The 13,879-nt window shown below is 66.0% G+C and carries 11 protein-coding genes; 6 read left to right on the forward strand and 5 right to left on the reverse strand.

Annotated features, from left to right (window positions below; translation table 11 throughout):
- The first annotated feature begins 28 nt into the window (after positions 1–28).
- A complete protein-coding gene (locus tag SRU_RS11900; RefSeq protein WP_011404986.1) occupies positions 29–1,375 on the forward strand; it encodes an APC family permease in 1,347 nt (448 codons plus the stop codon).
- Positions 1,372–2,136 carry a universal stress protein gene (locus SRU_RS11905; RefSeq protein ID WP_011404987.1) on the forward strand — a complete coding sequence of 255 codons (765 nt, stop codon included), beginning with the start codon at positions 1,372–1,374 and terminating at the stop codon, positions 2,134–2,136. The genes SRU_RS11900 and SRU_RS11905 overlap by 4 nt, the downstream gene beginning before the upstream one ends.
- Before the next feature lie 94 nt (positions 2,137–2,230).
- Here the strand turns inward: SRU_RS11905 and SRU_RS11910 are convergent, their stop codons facing one another.
- On the reverse strand, positions 2,231–2,893 hold the full coding sequence (locus tag SRU_RS11910; protein WP_011404988.1) for a potassium channel family protein: 663 nt from the start codon (positions 2,891–2,893) through the stop codon (positions 2,231–2,233).
- A 28-nt stretch (positions 2,894–2,921) separates the two neighbouring features.
- Positions 2,922–4,283, reverse strand: coding sequence for an APC family permease (locus SRU_RS11915; RefSeq protein WP_011404989.1), 1,362 nt, complete (start codon positions 4,281–4,283; stop codon positions 2,922–2,924).
- 326 nt (positions 4,284–4,609) lie between these two features.
- Here SRU_RS11915 and SRU_RS11920 point away from each other — a divergent pair, with 326 nt between their 5' ends.
- Positions 4,610–5,224 carry a DUF3124 domain-containing protein gene (locus tag SRU_RS11920; protein WP_118841308.1) on the forward strand — a complete coding sequence of 205 codons (615 nt, stop codon included), beginning with the start codon at positions 4,610–4,612 and terminating at the stop codon, positions 5,222–5,224.
- Positions 5,225–5,365: 141 nt separating this feature from the next.
- On the opposite strand, the gene SRU_RS11925 is transcribed toward SRU_RS11920, so the two are convergent.
- Together SRU_RS11925 and SRU_RS11930 are read right to left on the reverse strand one after the other, a co-directional pair.
- Positions 5,366–7,000 carry a potassium channel family protein gene (locus SRU_RS11925; protein WP_011404991.1) on the reverse strand — a complete coding sequence of 545 codons (1,635 nt, stop codon included), beginning with the start codon at positions 6,998–7,000 and terminating at the stop codon, positions 5,366–5,368.
- Between the two features lie 197 nt (positions 7,001–7,197).
- Positions 7,198–7,878 carry a potassium channel family protein gene (locus SRU_RS11930; protein ID WP_043552532.1) on the reverse strand — a complete coding sequence of 227 codons (681 nt, stop codon included), beginning with the start codon at positions 7,876–7,878 and terminating at the stop codon, positions 7,198–7,200.
- A 269-nt stretch (positions 7,879–8,147) separates the two neighbouring features.
- Between SRU_RS11930 and SRU_RS11935 the strand changes: the two genes are divergently transcribed.
- Positions 8,148–8,866, forward strand: a protein-coding gene (locus SRU_RS11935; RefSeq protein ID WP_118841017.1) for an IS1-like element ISSru2 family transposase whose coding sequence is annotated in 2 segments (ribosomal slippage) — positions 8,148–8,397 and positions 8,397–8,866 — 720 coding nt in all. Because the reading frame shifts where the segments join, the coding sequence is not laid out codon by codon here.
- A 113-nt stretch (positions 8,867–8,979) separates the two neighbouring features.
- On the opposite strand, the gene SRU_RS11940 is transcribed toward SRU_RS11935, so the two are convergent.
- Positions 8,980–10,404, reverse strand: a complete 1,425-nt coding sequence (locus tag SRU_RS11940; protein ID WP_011404993.1) for a TrkH family potassium uptake protein — start codon at positions 10,402–10,404, stop codon at positions 8,980–8,982.
- A gap of 335 nt (positions 10,405–10,739) precedes the next feature.
- Here SRU_RS11940 and trkA point away from each other — a divergent pair, with 335 nt between their 5' ends.
- On the forward strand, positions 10,740–12,080 hold the full coding sequence (trkA, locus tag SRU_RS11945; RefSeq protein ID WP_011404994.1) for a Trk system potassium transporter TrkA: 1,341 nt from the start codon (positions 10,740–10,742) through the stop codon (positions 12,078–12,080).
- Positions 12,077–13,576 carry a TrkH family potassium uptake protein gene (locus SRU_RS11950; protein WP_011404995.1) on the forward strand — a complete coding sequence of 500 codons (1,500 nt, stop codon included), beginning with the start codon at positions 12,077–12,079 and terminating at the stop codon, positions 13,574–13,576. Before trkA ends, SRU_RS11950 begins: the two co-directional genes overlap by 4 nt.
- Positions 13,577–13,879: the final 303 nt, after the last annotated feature.

The following is a 13,879-nucleotide window of genomic DNA, read 5'->3' on the forward strand; positions in this document are numbered from 1 at the left end:
CCTCCTGATAACAACCACCACGAATCGTATGCCGGAGTCTTCTGCGAACCAGGAGGAACTGGAGCGTACGCTCGGGCTGGTCCCCGCCCTGGCCATCGGCACCGGGACCATGGTCGGGGCCGGCATCTTCGTGTTTCCGGGGCTCGCGGCAGGCAGGGCCGGGCCGGCGGCCATGCTCTCCTTCGCCATCGGGGCCGTCATCGCCCTGCTGGTGGCCCTGCCCACGTCCGAACTCGCTACGGCCATGCCCGAGAGCGGTGGGGGATACTTTTTCGTCTCCCGCGCCCTCGGCACCCTCCTCGGCTGCATGGTCGGCGTCGGGCAGTGGCTGGGCCTGATCTTCGCCTCGGCGTTCTACCTGATCGGCTTCGGGCACTACCTGTCCGACCTGGCCCGCGAGTTGGGCGTCACCCTCCCCCTTCCCGTGGTGGGCCTGGCCTTCGGCATGGGCATTCTCCTGACGGGCGTCAGCGTCACGGGGACGGAGAACACGGGCGACCTGCAGAACTGGATCGTGGGCAGCCTGCTCGCCATCCTCGCGGGCTTCCTCGGCCACGGCGGGCTGGATGCGCTCGGCGTCTTCGGGCGGCAGCAGACGCCGGAGGCATTCTTCCCGTACGGCACCATGCCCGTCTTGACCACCGCGGCGCTGGTGTTTACCTCCTACCTCGGCTTCGTGCAGATTGCCACCGTGGCGGGGGAGATCAAGGCCCCGAGCCGAAACCTGCCCCGGTCGATGATTGGAAGCGTGCTGCTCGTGGGGACGCTCTACGTGCTCACGATCTTTATCAGCACCAGCCTGCTAGGCAGCGAGTCCCTCGCCGAGATGGGGGAAACGGCCGCCGTGAACGTGGGGCGCAGCATCGCCGGGACGTTCGGCGCCGCGGCCCTCCTGGGCGGCGGGCTGCTCGCCACGCTGTCGAGCGCCAACGCCTCCATCCTGAGCGCCTCCCGCTCCATCTACGCCCTGAGCCGGGATGAGCTCGTGCCGAGCCAGGTCGAGCGCATCAACCGGCGGTACCGCACGCCGCACGTGGCGCTGCTCCTGACCGGCGGAATCATCGTGGCCCTCATCCTCTTCGGGCGCGTGGAGGTGCTGGCCGAGGTCGCCTCGCTGCTGCACCTCTTCATGTACGGCCTCATCTGCGTGGCCCTCCTCGTCCTTCGGCAGTCGCCCCCCAGTGGGTACCAGCCCTCCTTTCGGTGCCCCGGATATCCGGTCGTGCCCGTCCTCGGCGCCCTCACGAGCTTCGGGCTCGTGGCCTTCATGAACCCGCTGTCGATTGCAATCGGGGGCGGGATCCTGCTCGCCACGGCAGGATGGTACCTCCTCTACGCGCGTGCCGTCACCATTTCTGAGATCTCGTCGTCATGAGCTCGATTACGCCGCCGTCCTCCATTCTCGTGGACGTGGAACTGCCCGAACCGGAGTCGTTGTCGCCGGCACTCATCGACGCACTGTCGCCCCTGCGCGTGGTCCTCCTCGGGTGGTTTTCGGTGCCGGAGCAGACGAGCCCGGCCCAGGCGCGGGACCAGTTCGGCGCCGAGGCCGAGGACACGCTCGGCGCGGCGGCGCGGCGGTTCGAAGAGGCCGGGGCGGAGGTCACCACGCGCCTCGTGTTTACGGGCGACGAGCTGGACACCATCAGTCGGGTGAGCGTGGAGGAGTCCTGCGACGCCGTGCTGATTCCCGGCCCGGTGGAGCAGTTGCGCCGCGTCCTCGTGCCGCTGCGCGGGATCCAGAACGTGCGGGAGATCGCCCCCTTCGTCGCCGACCTCTGCCAGGACGGCACCGCCCGGGTGACTCTCCTCCACATTCTCGAAGGAGACGAAACGACCGCCGCCTCGCGCGAGGACGTGCTGGAGCCCGCCGCGGAGAGGATGCGGAGCGCCGGCATCGAAGCGGGCCTGCTGGAACTCAATTCCGTGGCCGCCGACAGCCCGGCCGACACCATCGTGGAGTGGGCCGGCGAGCACGACCTCGTGGTGCTGGGCGAGACCCAGCCCTCGGTCCGAGAGGTGCTCTTCGGCACGATGCCGGAACAGATCGTAGAGGCCGTTAACGTGCCGATCATCGTGGTACGCCACGGGGAGGAGGCGGCCGAAATGGCCGAGCGGGCCACCCAGGCAGACTGATGTGAAGAGAGAACAAGGCGCGTCCCGTTGACCGTTCCACCCCGAGGGACGTGCGGACCGGGCCCCTTGTCACAGGACGATTGGGGGCGGGCCGCTATCCTCGCAGCAGCCGCATCACCTCCTCGATGACGTCCGGCTCGGCGGCCACGATGTAGCGTTGGCCGGCCTTCATCACCGTGTCGGCCCGGGCCACGCGCGCCCCCTCCACGTCGCTCACCACGAGACTGCCTTCCGGGAGGCTGATCTCGTCCAGCACTTTGCCCACCACCGGCGCGTCCTCCCCGATGCGCACCTCCGCGATGTCGAGCACCCCCATGGCGTGCTCCAGCGAGCGCACATCCCCGGACAAAATGGCGTTGACCGCCAGCAGCGCACTGGCCCGCCGCGGATAGATCACCGCGTCGACGAGCTCGGCGTGGGCGTTGCCCGTCTCGGCATCGGTCCGCATCACGGTGTGGAGGTCCGGGTTCATCCGTTGGCCGATCATGCACACGGCGAGGTTGGTCAGCGGATGGTCCGACATCGCCGCCAGAACGTCGGCCTGTTCCGGCCCGGCCTGCTGGAAGATCTCGGGCAGGGTCGCGTCGCCCTCGATGATGGTCGCCACGTACTCGTCGGCAATTTCCTGACACCGGTCGGGGTCGCGTTCGATGACGACGACATCGTGCCCGCGCTCGTCGAGAAATTCGGCCGTGCGAAAGCCAACCTCGCCGCCGCCGGCGATAATGATGCGAAGGTCTTTTCCGGATACGCTCATGGGGGAGCAGGAATCGATGAGAGAGGGATTACGCCCCGGCCGCCTCCGTTTCCGTCCGGCGCCACTGCAGTGCCGCGTACACGAGACCGCCGATTGCGATCCACCCCACCCCCAGCACCAGCGTGTACGGGTCGTCGCGGAGCAGGAAGTAGGCGAGCACGAGGTTTAACACGATGGCGAGGATGGGGATGGCCGGGTAGAACGGCATCTCGAAGGGGCGGCGCATGTTGGGGCGCCGGTTGCGCAGGCGGATGACGCTCCAGTTGACCACCACGAACGAGACGAGGAAGAAGAGGCTCGACACGCGCCCCACCTGCTCGATGGGCAGGAAGACCACGCTTCCGAGCATCACGGCGGCGCTCACGACGACGGCCGCGAGGGGGGTGCCAAACCGCGCACTGATCTGGCCGAGGGGATTCGGAAGTTGATCCTCCCGCCCCATCGCGAACACGACCCGGCTGGACGCGATGACGACGGCGTTGAGGGCACTCACCGTCGAAAAGACGGCACCGAAGACGATGAGCGCGGCGCCCTCCCCCAGCAGCGGAATCGTCGGCATGAAGCTCGTCGCGGCCTCCGCGATGCCCGTTTCGCCGGCCCGCCCGAGCTCTTCGGCCCCGAGCGTGCCGATGGCCACCCATACGACGATCAGATAAATGGCCACCGTGGCAACGAGGCTGATAAAGATCGCCTTCGGGATGTTCTCCCGGGGGTTTTCGACCTCTTCGGTGACGGTGGCGATGAGGTCGTACCCCTCGAAGGCGATGAACGTGAGGCCCATCGCCTTCAATATTGCGACCGAGGAGTCGTCCTTCGCGAAGAACGGCTCGAAGTTGCTCCCCTCCACGGCAAAGGCGCCAAACCCGGCGAAGACGAGCAGGATGATGATCTTGATGATGGTGACGACGGTCTCCGCCCCGCCGCTGGCTTCCGTGGAGACGGCGTTGAGCAGGGCAAAGAGGCCGACCACCGTCAGGGCGTACAGAATGTGCCACACGGGCCCCGTGGGCAGCCCCGCCCAGTACAGGTGGACGAACTCGACGAAGTTGGAGGAAAACCCGAGCGCGTAGAGCGCCCCCGCAATCATGTAGGCAAACGAGAGCATCCACCCCATGAGAAACGAGGTCGGCCCCGAAAAGACCTCTCGGACAAACACGTACCCGCCGCCGCTCTTCGGAATGGCACTCGCGAGCTCCGCGTACGAGATGCCCGTGAGGACCGTCACCACCCCGTTGAGTGCAAAGACCAGGATGGCCGCCGGCCCCGCAATCTCCGCGGCCAGTCCCGTAAGAACGAAGATGCCCGCCCCAATCATGGCCCCCATCCCCACCATCGTGGCGTCGAGAAGCCCCAGGCGTGCCGTTGGAGATCGGTCCCCTGACTGAGCCATGATTGGAGCTTTCTTTCAACATGAAATGCAAATCCCCAACAGCGGGAGGGGCCGGGCGGTTTGGGGCGTACGCCGCATGTCCGTAACGGAGTCGTCATTCCGGCGGCCATTGGGGGCGAGAGCCGGGCCCGTTTGGCGATGATCTACAACGTATCGGGGAGCGAGGCGGACGACAACAACGATTCTTCGGATCAATCCGGCGCGTGAGTGCTGAAAGGAGAGTCCCGATGACGACCTCAATCAGGCCTCCGAGGGCCTCCCTGAAACGCAGCTCCGCACCGGCCGGCGCCTTGGAGGAATTCCCAGGAAGACAAGAGGTTCTTCTCATGCGGTTTCCGTCTCCGCCTCGTCGGCTGACACTTCCACTGGTCCTCGTTCTGGTCGGGGCGCTTTGCGCGTGTGGGCCCTCCGACCGGGATGCGAATATCGAGCCGCCTGCCTCCCACCTCGACAGTCTGCCGACGGCCCCCTCCTCGTCCCCCAGCAACCGGGGAGCACCGACGACGCGCGTCCGGAGCCAGACGCTCTACGTGCCCGCCTACTCTCACATTTACGTCCGGGATGCCCAGCGGTCCATGAACCTGGCGACGACCCTTAGCATCCGCAACACGAGCCCGGATCGCCCTCTCGTCTTGTCAACCATCGACTACTACGACAGCAGCGGCGAGTACGTGCGTGCCTACCTCGACACGCCCCGCACCCTGAAGCCGCTCGCCTCCACGTACGTCGTGGTGGACACGGACGACATCCGGGGCGGCGTGGGGGCCAACTTCATCGTGCGGTGGCACGCGAAGCAGCCGGTCGCGCCGCCCGTTGTGGAGACGCTCATGATCACCGGCGCCAACACACAGGGCATCTCGTTCCGGTCTGCCGCCCGCGTGCTGCGTGAAGAGCGCATCCCTGCGGATACGAGCAGGCACCGCTCCGACGCAGACTTGTGAGTCCCGCCGGGCCGACGGAGGCCCTTCCGAGGGACCCGGTCGGGGCTCCTGTATGCCTCGTCGCCCCCCGCCCCCGTCCTGCCCGGCAAAAAGATGTGTTCGGTCGGACAGGCTCCCTCGGCGGGACGCGAACGGTCCTCGCTACTGGAGAAAGCGCTCTTCGAAGCGCTGCACCCCCTCGTCCGTGCCCACGACGACGAGCTCGTCGTCCGCCTCAACCACGAACGCCTCGGGATCGAGCGACGTGATCACGTCCCCGTCGCGCACCGTCGCGACGACGGTACAGCCCGTGCGGGCCCGCACATCTTCTCCGGCGAGCGTGCGCCCGGCCAGGCGGCCCGCCGGGAGGCGCACCACGTCAATCTTCGTCCGGAACGAGAGGACCTCTTCCCGCTCCAGGACGGTCGCGGCCATCATCCGCCCGCTGATGGACGCGAGGGACTGCACATAGTCCGCGCCGGCCCGGTAGATCTTCCGCACGTTTTCCTCTGCGTTCGCGCGGGCAACGATGTGCGCAGCGGGATTGGCGTCCCGCGCGATGAGTGTGGCGAACAGGGTGGTCGTGTCGTCGTCGAGATCGATCATGATGGCGTCGGCCGTTCCGGCATCGGCCTCTTTGTACACCCCGGGATCCCGGGCGTCGCCCACGACATCTACGTCCGGGCGATCCTTCGCGTCGACGATCGTCACCCGGGCCTCCGTGTCGGCCAGCACGTCGACCGCCGCCTGGCCGGACTGTCCGTACCCGACGACGATGACACGCTGCCGCTTCCGCAGCTGAAGCGTCGAGCTGTCTTCGCGCCGCAACGCCTGGATGCGGTCGGGGCCCCCGGATACGAGGAGGCGCGCCCGGCAACTGACGGTGGTACTCGGGCCGACGGGGCTCTCGAACGCGCCGTCGAACCAGGCGCCAATCACATCAATTCCGAAGCGCTCGCGCAGCCGGAGCTCGCCGATCGTCTGGTCGCAGAGCGGGCTTCCCGGCTCAATGTCGAGCTCGGCAACCTCCAGGTCCTCGCCGATGCCGATCGTCGTATCCTCCGCCATGCGGAGCAGGAACGGGATCTCCCCGGCCAGCCCCTTGCCCAGCAGCTGACGCGGGGAGAGCACACGGTCGGTTCCCGCCATCCGGTGGTAGGGTTCGAGCGCCTCGTCTTCGATGACGGCCACGGTCTGAACCTCGTCGCTGATTTCGCGCGCGGAAAGAATCACGCTCGTGTCCACCTCGTCCCGCCCGTCGACCACCAGCGCCGAGGCGGCCTGGAGGTCAACGCCCTCGAGCGCCGATACCGACTCCGGATCCCCGTGCACGACCGGGTACCCGTCGACGTGAAGCGTCCGGGCCCGCTCGCGACGCGGCTCAAGGAGGATGTACTCCCGGCCCTGTGCCTCGAGCTCATCGATCAGCGCCTCAATGCGGGGCGTGTGGGGCGCAAGCACGACGTGATCCGACCCGGAAAACGTCTCCGGCGGGCGGTGCTCGAAGGCATCTTGCAGCACCGGCACGGCAAACAGCGGGATGGCGAGAAAGACAAACAGCACCCCCGTCAGGTTCATGAAGAGCACCATCGCGTTCATCTGTGGGCTCGACCAGGGGGCGTGGCTCCCAAACCCCGCCGTCGTGATTGCCTCGATCACCACCTGCAGTGCCTGGATATACATCACCGACTGATCCTCGTACACCGCCATGCCCCACTGGTACACGAAGGCGTACGTTAGGAGCGTCATCGCCACGACTCCCGTCGCCGCCGCAACACGTCGCTGCCAGTCATTCATGGTCTGGTCGGGTTGGCCTCATCCCCGGCGGCGCGCCCCCAGCCGGACGGATGTGAGCAGTGAAAAAGCCTAGCGTGGTGGAGACGAGCAACCGTTCTCGATCACGACCCGAATCCGTACGGGGCCGATCGCTCCACGAGCCCGTATCCGGCCCGGCCCACACCGTCTCTGCGACCACAGAAGGTCGGCCCTCTCGGCTACTCCGCCTCCTCCGCCGTGGCGCTGGCCAGGTCGGCGACCTTTTCAATCGCCTCGTCCGTCCCCGCCAGAATTAGGGTGTCGGTGTGCCGAAGTGTATCGTCCGGATTGGGGGGTACGATCATGTCGTCGATCGTCGTCTCGTGGATGCCCACGACCGATACGCCGTACTCGGCCCGCACGTCGAGTTCGCGGAGCGTGTGGCCCCGCCACTCCTCCGGCACCACCAGCTCCTGCACACTGAGGTTGCGGCCCATCCGCACGTAATTGACGACCCCCTTTTCCGAAATGCGGCTGGCCAGGTTGAAGGCCGAGTCGCGCTCCGGGAAGACCGCCTCGGTTGCGCCGAGCTGCCGCATGATGCGGGCGTGGTTGTCCGAAATGACCTTCACGTAGACAACGTCCACCCCCAGATCCTGCAGCGCCATCGTAGCCAGGATGCTCGCCGTGATGTCGTCGCCGGTGCTCACGACGGCGGCATCCGCCGCCTCCGCGCCAATTTCCTCCAGCGTGGCGGCCTCCCGCCCGTCCCCCACCGCCGCGCGGGAGCAGTGCGGCGCGATGTCGTCGACGGCCTGCTCGTCGACGTCCACGGCGATGACATCGTGGCCGTGGCTGTACAGCGCCTCCGCAACACTGGCCCCGAAGTTGCCAAGGCCTACGATGACGAACCGATGCATAGGGTGTAGAAGTCGGTGTTGAAGCAGATCCGAGTAGGGGCGAACGGGCCGTAATGTTGTTGCTACGAGCCGGACGAATGGATGATGCGTGCGAGGTGATGCCCGACGCGGGACACGGGACTGGACGGTCGGTGCTCCCCCATTCCGCCCGGCCTGCCGTTGAGCTGTGGCAGGACGGCAGGCCCAAGACATTTCGGTAGCGGCTCAACACGTAGTGGAGCTCTCTGTTTTAATGATGTCGCTCTTGGCTCACCAGTCCATCCAGTCCGATGATCAAAGAGACCCATGAGTGTAGGGAGTGCGGCTCCTCGAACATTATCAAAAACGGCCACAGCGCGAGCGGCTCTCAGCAATACCACTGCAAGGATTGTGGGGCCCATAAGGTGCTCGATCCGGAGCCGCGGGGCTATTCCGAGGAGGAGAAAGAGAAGATTCTCCGGGCTTACCGTGAACGCGGGTCAAAACGAGCAATCAGTCGCATTTTTGGGATCAGTCGCAATACTCTGAACCGGTGGCTTGAAAAAAGGGACACGAAGCCGACTCAGTAGCTGAGGGCCTCCGGCCAGCCAGGGACAACGACACCCTTGAACTCGACGAATGCTGGACATACGTCCGAAAACGGTCGAACAAACGGTGGCTCTGGGTCGCTCTATGCCGTCGAACTCGACAGGTCGTAGCATTTGTGATCGGAGACCGCTCGGCAAAAACCTGCGCACGGCTCTGGAGCCGGATTCCGGAGGGCTACCGGAAAGGCCGAAGTTTCAGCGACTTCTGGAAGTCCTATCGCCCAGTTTTTGAAGACGATTCCAGCCATCGGCAGGTCGGAAAGTCCAGTGGCGAGTTGGCACATGTGGAACGGTTTTTTGGGCGACTGCGGCAAAAGCTGGCACGGTACGTCCGTCGGACGCGAGCGGCCTCCCAGTCAGAACGAATGCTCCATCTGACGACAAAACTGTTCGTGGAGTGGTACAACGAAGCCATCACTTAACATCGACCCGCTACCGACATTTCCATGTACTCTCACGTTTCACGCCTCACGCATTAATTCGTCTCTCCCTTCTTCCATCCACTCCTCCCTTTCCCCTCTCACTCCCACGCCTTCTACCCGATCGACACGTCTTCGTAGGCGTACCGGAAGCCGCCTTTGATGCGCTTCGGCTCGCGGGCCATCGCCGCCACGAAGGTAAGCGTGCCCACACGGCCAATGAACATGAGGACGACGGTGCACAGGCGCCCCGGCGTGGTCAACGTGCCCGTCGCGCTCATCGAGAGCCCCACCGTGTTGAAGGCACTGAACGCCTCAAACATGTAGCTGAGGAAGGGCGCAGCGCCGGCCGCCACGCCGTCCCCAAACTCGGTCACACTGAAGACGAAGATGGCGACCGTCACGATCCCGAAGGCCCCGATGAAGAGGCTCATGGCCTTCTGGAGGGTGGATTCCGGAATGGTACGACTGGAAATGCTCGTGGTGGGCCTCCCCTGCAGGCGCGACCAGGCCAGGAGCCCGAGCAGCGCAAAAGTGGTCGTCTTGATGCCCCCGGCCGTGGAGCCGGGCGAGCCGCCAATCATCATAAAGACGATCGTGAGAAAGTTCGTCTCCGTTTCCACCTGCGCGTAGTCGATGGTGTTGAACCCGGCGGTGCGCGGGGTGATGCTGGCGAAGAGGCCATTGACGAGGCGCTCCCCGACGGACATCCCCGCCAGCGTGTTGTGCCACTCGAACGCCGTAAAGGCCACCCAGCCGGCCACGATCAAGAAGGCCGTGGTGCCCAGCACGATCTGGGAGTGCACCGACAGCCGAAAGCGCCCTTCGGCCCGGCGCTTTCGCCGCCACACATTTAGCTCCTCCAGGGTCAGGAAGCCGAGCCCGCCCACCACAATGAGCCCCATCACGACCATCAGGAGCGGCAGGTTGGCCTGAAAGCCCTCCAGCGACGTCGTGAACGTCGAAAACCCGGCGTTGCAGAATGCGCTTACCGTGTGGAAGACGGCGTGCCACGCCGCGCCCCCCCACCCGAAGCGGGGCACCCAGGCGGCGTAGAGCAGAACGCCCCCGATCAGCTCGGCGACGAACGTGAATCGAAGGATCGCCCAGGTGAGCGCCCGGTAGTCGATGTCGTCCACGAGGCTCGTTCCGCTCCCGGCCAGCTGCTCGTGTCGCAGGGACAGGCGCTGCCCGAGGGCCGCCAGGATGACGGACGTGAACGAGATGATGCCCAGCCCGCCAAGTTGAATGAGCAACAGGACGTAGGCCTGGCCCCACGTCGTGAAGTACGTGGCGGTGTCGACCACGATGAGCCCGGTCACACAGACCGCGCTCGTGGCGGTGAAGAGGGCGTCGACCCAGTTCAGCGGCGGCCCGGCGTAGAGGCCTGGCAGGGTCATGAACCCGACCGTCCCCGCAAGAATCAGCGTAAGGAAGGCCCCCACGAACAGCTGCGGCGGACTCAGCGACCGCCACCACGACCAGAGACGCCACAGGACTCCTCTTCGTCCAGGCGGAGGCTGTTGAGAAGACGTGCTCACAGGCGAACCCGACTTTGACGATTCGGTCTGTACTGCCAGATCGAACAACATTCCCCAATTGTGAGAGTTCGGAATCCCACCGGGAGCGATGCAGCATACACCATCCCGGTTCTTTGCTTTTCTTTTTCTACGCCTCTATCCTCTCCTGGGAGAAAATCTCAGCCGGTTCCCACGGGGGACACACCCTGGACGGGAGCGATCGCCCCCTCCGGCAGGCCCCTCTGCCGTCGCACGGCCCAGTCGGAAACGGATCGCGGGCGCCCTGCGTCCTACCCCACTGCTCCGCGTAGTGTCCCGGCTTCGAACAGCTCTCACGAAGACCCCCTCCTCGTTTCATGAAGGTCGTCGTCATCGGCGTCGGACAGGTCGGCAGCAGCGTGGCCCACGCGCTGGCCGGGGAGCACGAGGTGATTGCGGTCGACAAGGACCCCGACCGCCTCGAAATGATCCGGGCCGAGACCGACGTGCTCACCTACGAGGGCAACGGGGCCCGGGTCGACGTGCTGAAATCGGCGGACGTGCGGGACGCCGACCTCGTGGTCGGCAGCACGAGCGACGACCGCAGCAACATCCTGATCTGCAGCACGGCGCGGGCCCTGAACGACGGCGCCTTCACCATCGCCCGCGTCACCGAGACGGAATACCTCGCCACCTGGTCCCAGCTCCGCGAGGCCTTCAACGTCGACTACATGGTGGGGGCCGACCACCTCACGGCCCGCAACATCGTGGAGGTCGTGGGGCTCCCCACCGCCCGCAACGTCGAGCACTTCGGACAGGGACAGGTCGTCATGGCCGGATTTACCGTTCCCGAGGAGAGCCCGGTCGCCGGAAAGACCGTTCAGGAATTGCGGCTGGGCGACGGTGTGAACCTCGTGGCGGTGTTCGACGACGAGCACATGGAGATTGTCCGCGGGACGACCTGCCTCCGGCCCAACATTCGGCTGCTGGTGATCGGGCGGCCGAGCCAGGTGGAGCACTTTGCGGGCACGCTCACGCCCAAGGATCGCGTAGGGCAGGCCCGTCAAATCATGATCCTGGGCGGGGGCGAGATCGGCTTCCAGACGGCCCGGATGCTCGAACAACGCGGCCTCCAGCCCCGCCTCGTGGAGAAGGACCCCGACCGGGCCCAGGCCCTTGCTCAGGAGCTGCCGGACACGCTGGTCCTACAGAACGACGCGACGGACCCGAAATTCCTGCGCCGGGAAGGGGTGGCGGACGCCGATCTCGTCGTCTCGGCCCTCACGCCCGACGAGCGAAACCTCCTCACGTCGACGTTGAGCCTGAACCTCGGCGCCGAGCGGGTGCTGTCGGTGGTGCACCGCGACGTCTACGAGTCGGTCTTTACGAGCAGTGGCATCGAGACGACGGTCAATCCCCGCCGAGAGGTCATCGAGGAGATTCTCCGACACACCCGTGTGCGGGGCATCGAGAAAATCACCTTCGTCGAGGGCGACCGCGGGGAGGTCGTCGAGGTGGCCCTCACGGCGGAGAGTCCCCTCGTGGGACGCCCGATTGAAGAGGGCGTCGAAGCGGTGCCGTACAACTTCGTCGTGGGAGCGGTGACCCGGAACGGGGAGGTGCTCATTCCCCGGGGCAAAACGGTCCTGGAGCCTCAGGACCACCTCGTCCTGTTCGTCGACGCGGAAGAAGCAGACGAGGTCTTGGAGGCACTATGATTGCAGCTCGTCGACTCCGCCGGGTCAGCAGTGTGCTGGGGCCGGTCCTAAAGTGGTTCTCGGCCGTCTTTTCGGTGCCGATCGCCACGGCCCTCTACCACGGCACCTCGGTGGTGCCCTTCCTCGTGCCGCTGGGCCTCTCGTTCGGGGCCGGGGCGCTCGCGGAATGGATCGGGGGCGACAGCGAGCTTACGGTGCAGGACGGATTCCTGCTCGTGACGCTCACCTGGGTCCTGGTCTCGCTTCTCGGGAGCGTCCCGTACCTGTTGAGCGGCACCGGCAGCTTCGCGACGCCCATCAACGCCATCTTCGAGAGCTTCAGCGGCTTTTCGGCGACCGGGTCGACGATCCTGCTCGACATTTCGATCGAGAAGCATGGGGCGGCGCTCATGCTCTGGCGGCAGCTCACGCAGTGGATTGCCGGCATGGGCATCCTCGCACTGGCGGTCGCCGTGTTGCCGCGCCTGTCGGCCGGCGGCGCCCAGTTTCTGGATGCGGAGGTGCCGGGCCCGCGCCTGGAACGGCTCACGCCCCACATCGCCGAGACGGCCCGGCGCCTCTGGCTGCTGTACATCGGGTGCTCGGTGGTGCTGCTGGTGCTGCTCCTCGGGGTGCACTACGCCGGGCTCGCCCCCCGCATGACGCCGTACCAGGCCCTCGCGCACGTCTTTACCACCATTCCCTCCGGCGGCTTCTCGCCCCAGGCCCGGAGCATCGAGGCGTTCGGCCCTGCGGTGCAGTGGATCCTCGTCCCGTTCATGTTCGTGGCGGCGATGAACTTTACGCTGCTCTGGCAGGCGATCGTGTCTACCCCGACGGCCCCTGCCCGCGATACGGAGTTTCGGGTGTACCTTTCGGTCTTTGCCGTCGGAAGCCTCCTGGTGAGCGCCATGCTGTGGGGCAACGGGCAGTTTGCCGGCCTCGAAGAGACGCTCCGGCACGGCACGTTCCAGACGGCCACCCTGCTCACCACCACCGGCTACGCGAGCACCGACTTCGCGGTGTGGAGCGAGGAGGTTCTCGTGGTCCTATTGCTCCTCATGTTCGCCAGCGGGTGCGTGGGCAGCACGTCCGGCGGCCTCAAGCTCATGCGGTGGACCGTGGGCTTCAAGGTGATTGGGCGCGAGCTCTTTCAAATGATTCACCCCTCGTCCGTGCGCCCGATGTGGCTGGGGCGCCGCACCGTGAAGGAGCCGGTGGTGCGGGGCATTCTCATCGTGATCCTCACCTATCTGCTGCTGGTGGTCGGCGGCACCGGCTTTATCGCCGTGGACGCCCACCGCGTGGGGATCGACCTCTCCATCAGCGAAGCCCTCTCCGGCACGCTGGTGGTCCTGGGCAACATCGGCCCGGGCTTCGGCGCCGTCGGGCCGATGGGCGGGTTCGAGGCCCTGCCGGTCCCGACGAAGGTCTTCATGTGTCTGCTGATGGTGGCGGGCCGCCTGGAGGTAATGACGTTCCTGGTAGTCCTGAGTCCCAGTTACTGGCGGGGGTAGCGGAGAGCGTGGGCGAATGGGCGCGTGGGAGAGAGTGTGAGCGCAGGGGCACGAGAATGGAGCACCGGTGCTGCTTTTCGATGAGACAGTGGAGGGCCGACGGCGGACCGCCGCCTCCCGTTCACAGGACTGCGTTTTCTCCCCACGCGGGCAGGGCTGGGGCGCCCCCGCTCCGACAATGACGCGGGCCACCGCGTGCATGGCGCTCTCCGGCTGTATCGAGAAGACGGCAACGCCCCATTCCCTGGGTTCCGGATTGTGTCTTCTTCGCTCGCCCGTTATTCTGGATCTGTGCCCCCCGCA

This window comes from Salinibacter ruber DSM 13855 (assembly GCF_000013045.1).
GTDB classification, from domain to species: Bacteria; Bacteroidota; Rhodothermia; order Rhodothermales; family Salinibacteraceae; genus Salinibacter; species Salinibacter ruber.

Coding starts and splice junctions, on each gene's coding strand:
- SRU_RS11900 (WP_011404986.1), top strand. CDS start 29: ATGCCGGAGTCTTCTGCGAACCAGGAGGAACTGGAGCGTACGCTCGGG.
- SRU_RS11905 (WP_011404987.1), top strand. CDS start 1,372: ATGAGCTCGATTACGCCGCCGTCCTCCATTCTCGTGGACGTGGAACTG.
- SRU_RS11910 (WP_011404988.1), bottom strand. CDS start 2,893: ATGAGCGTATCCGGAAAAGACCTTCGCATCATTATCGCCGGCGGCGGC.
- SRU_RS11915 (WP_011404989.1), bottom strand. CDS start 4,283: ATGGCTCAGTCAGGGGACCGATCTCCAACGGCACGCCTGGGGCTTCTC.
- SRU_RS11920 (WP_118841308.1), top strand. CDS start 4,610: ATGCGGTTTCCGTCTCCGCCTCGTCGGCTGACACTTCCACTGGTCCTC.
- SRU_RS11925 (WP_011404991.1), bottom strand. CDS start 7,000: ATGAATGACTGGCAGCGACGTGTTGCGGCGGCGACGGGAGTCGTGGCG.
- SRU_RS11930 (WP_043552532.1), bottom strand. CDS start 7,878: ATGCATCGGTTCGTCATCGTAGGCCTTGGCAACTTCGGGGCCAGTGTT.
- trkA (WP_011404994.1), top strand. CDS start 10,740: ATGAAGGTCGTCGTCATCGGCGTCGGACAGGTCGGCAGCAGCGTGGCC.
- SRU_RS11950 (WP_011404995.1), top strand. CDS start 12,077: ATGATTGCAGCTCGTCGACTCCGCCGGGTCAGCAGTGTGCTGGGGCCG.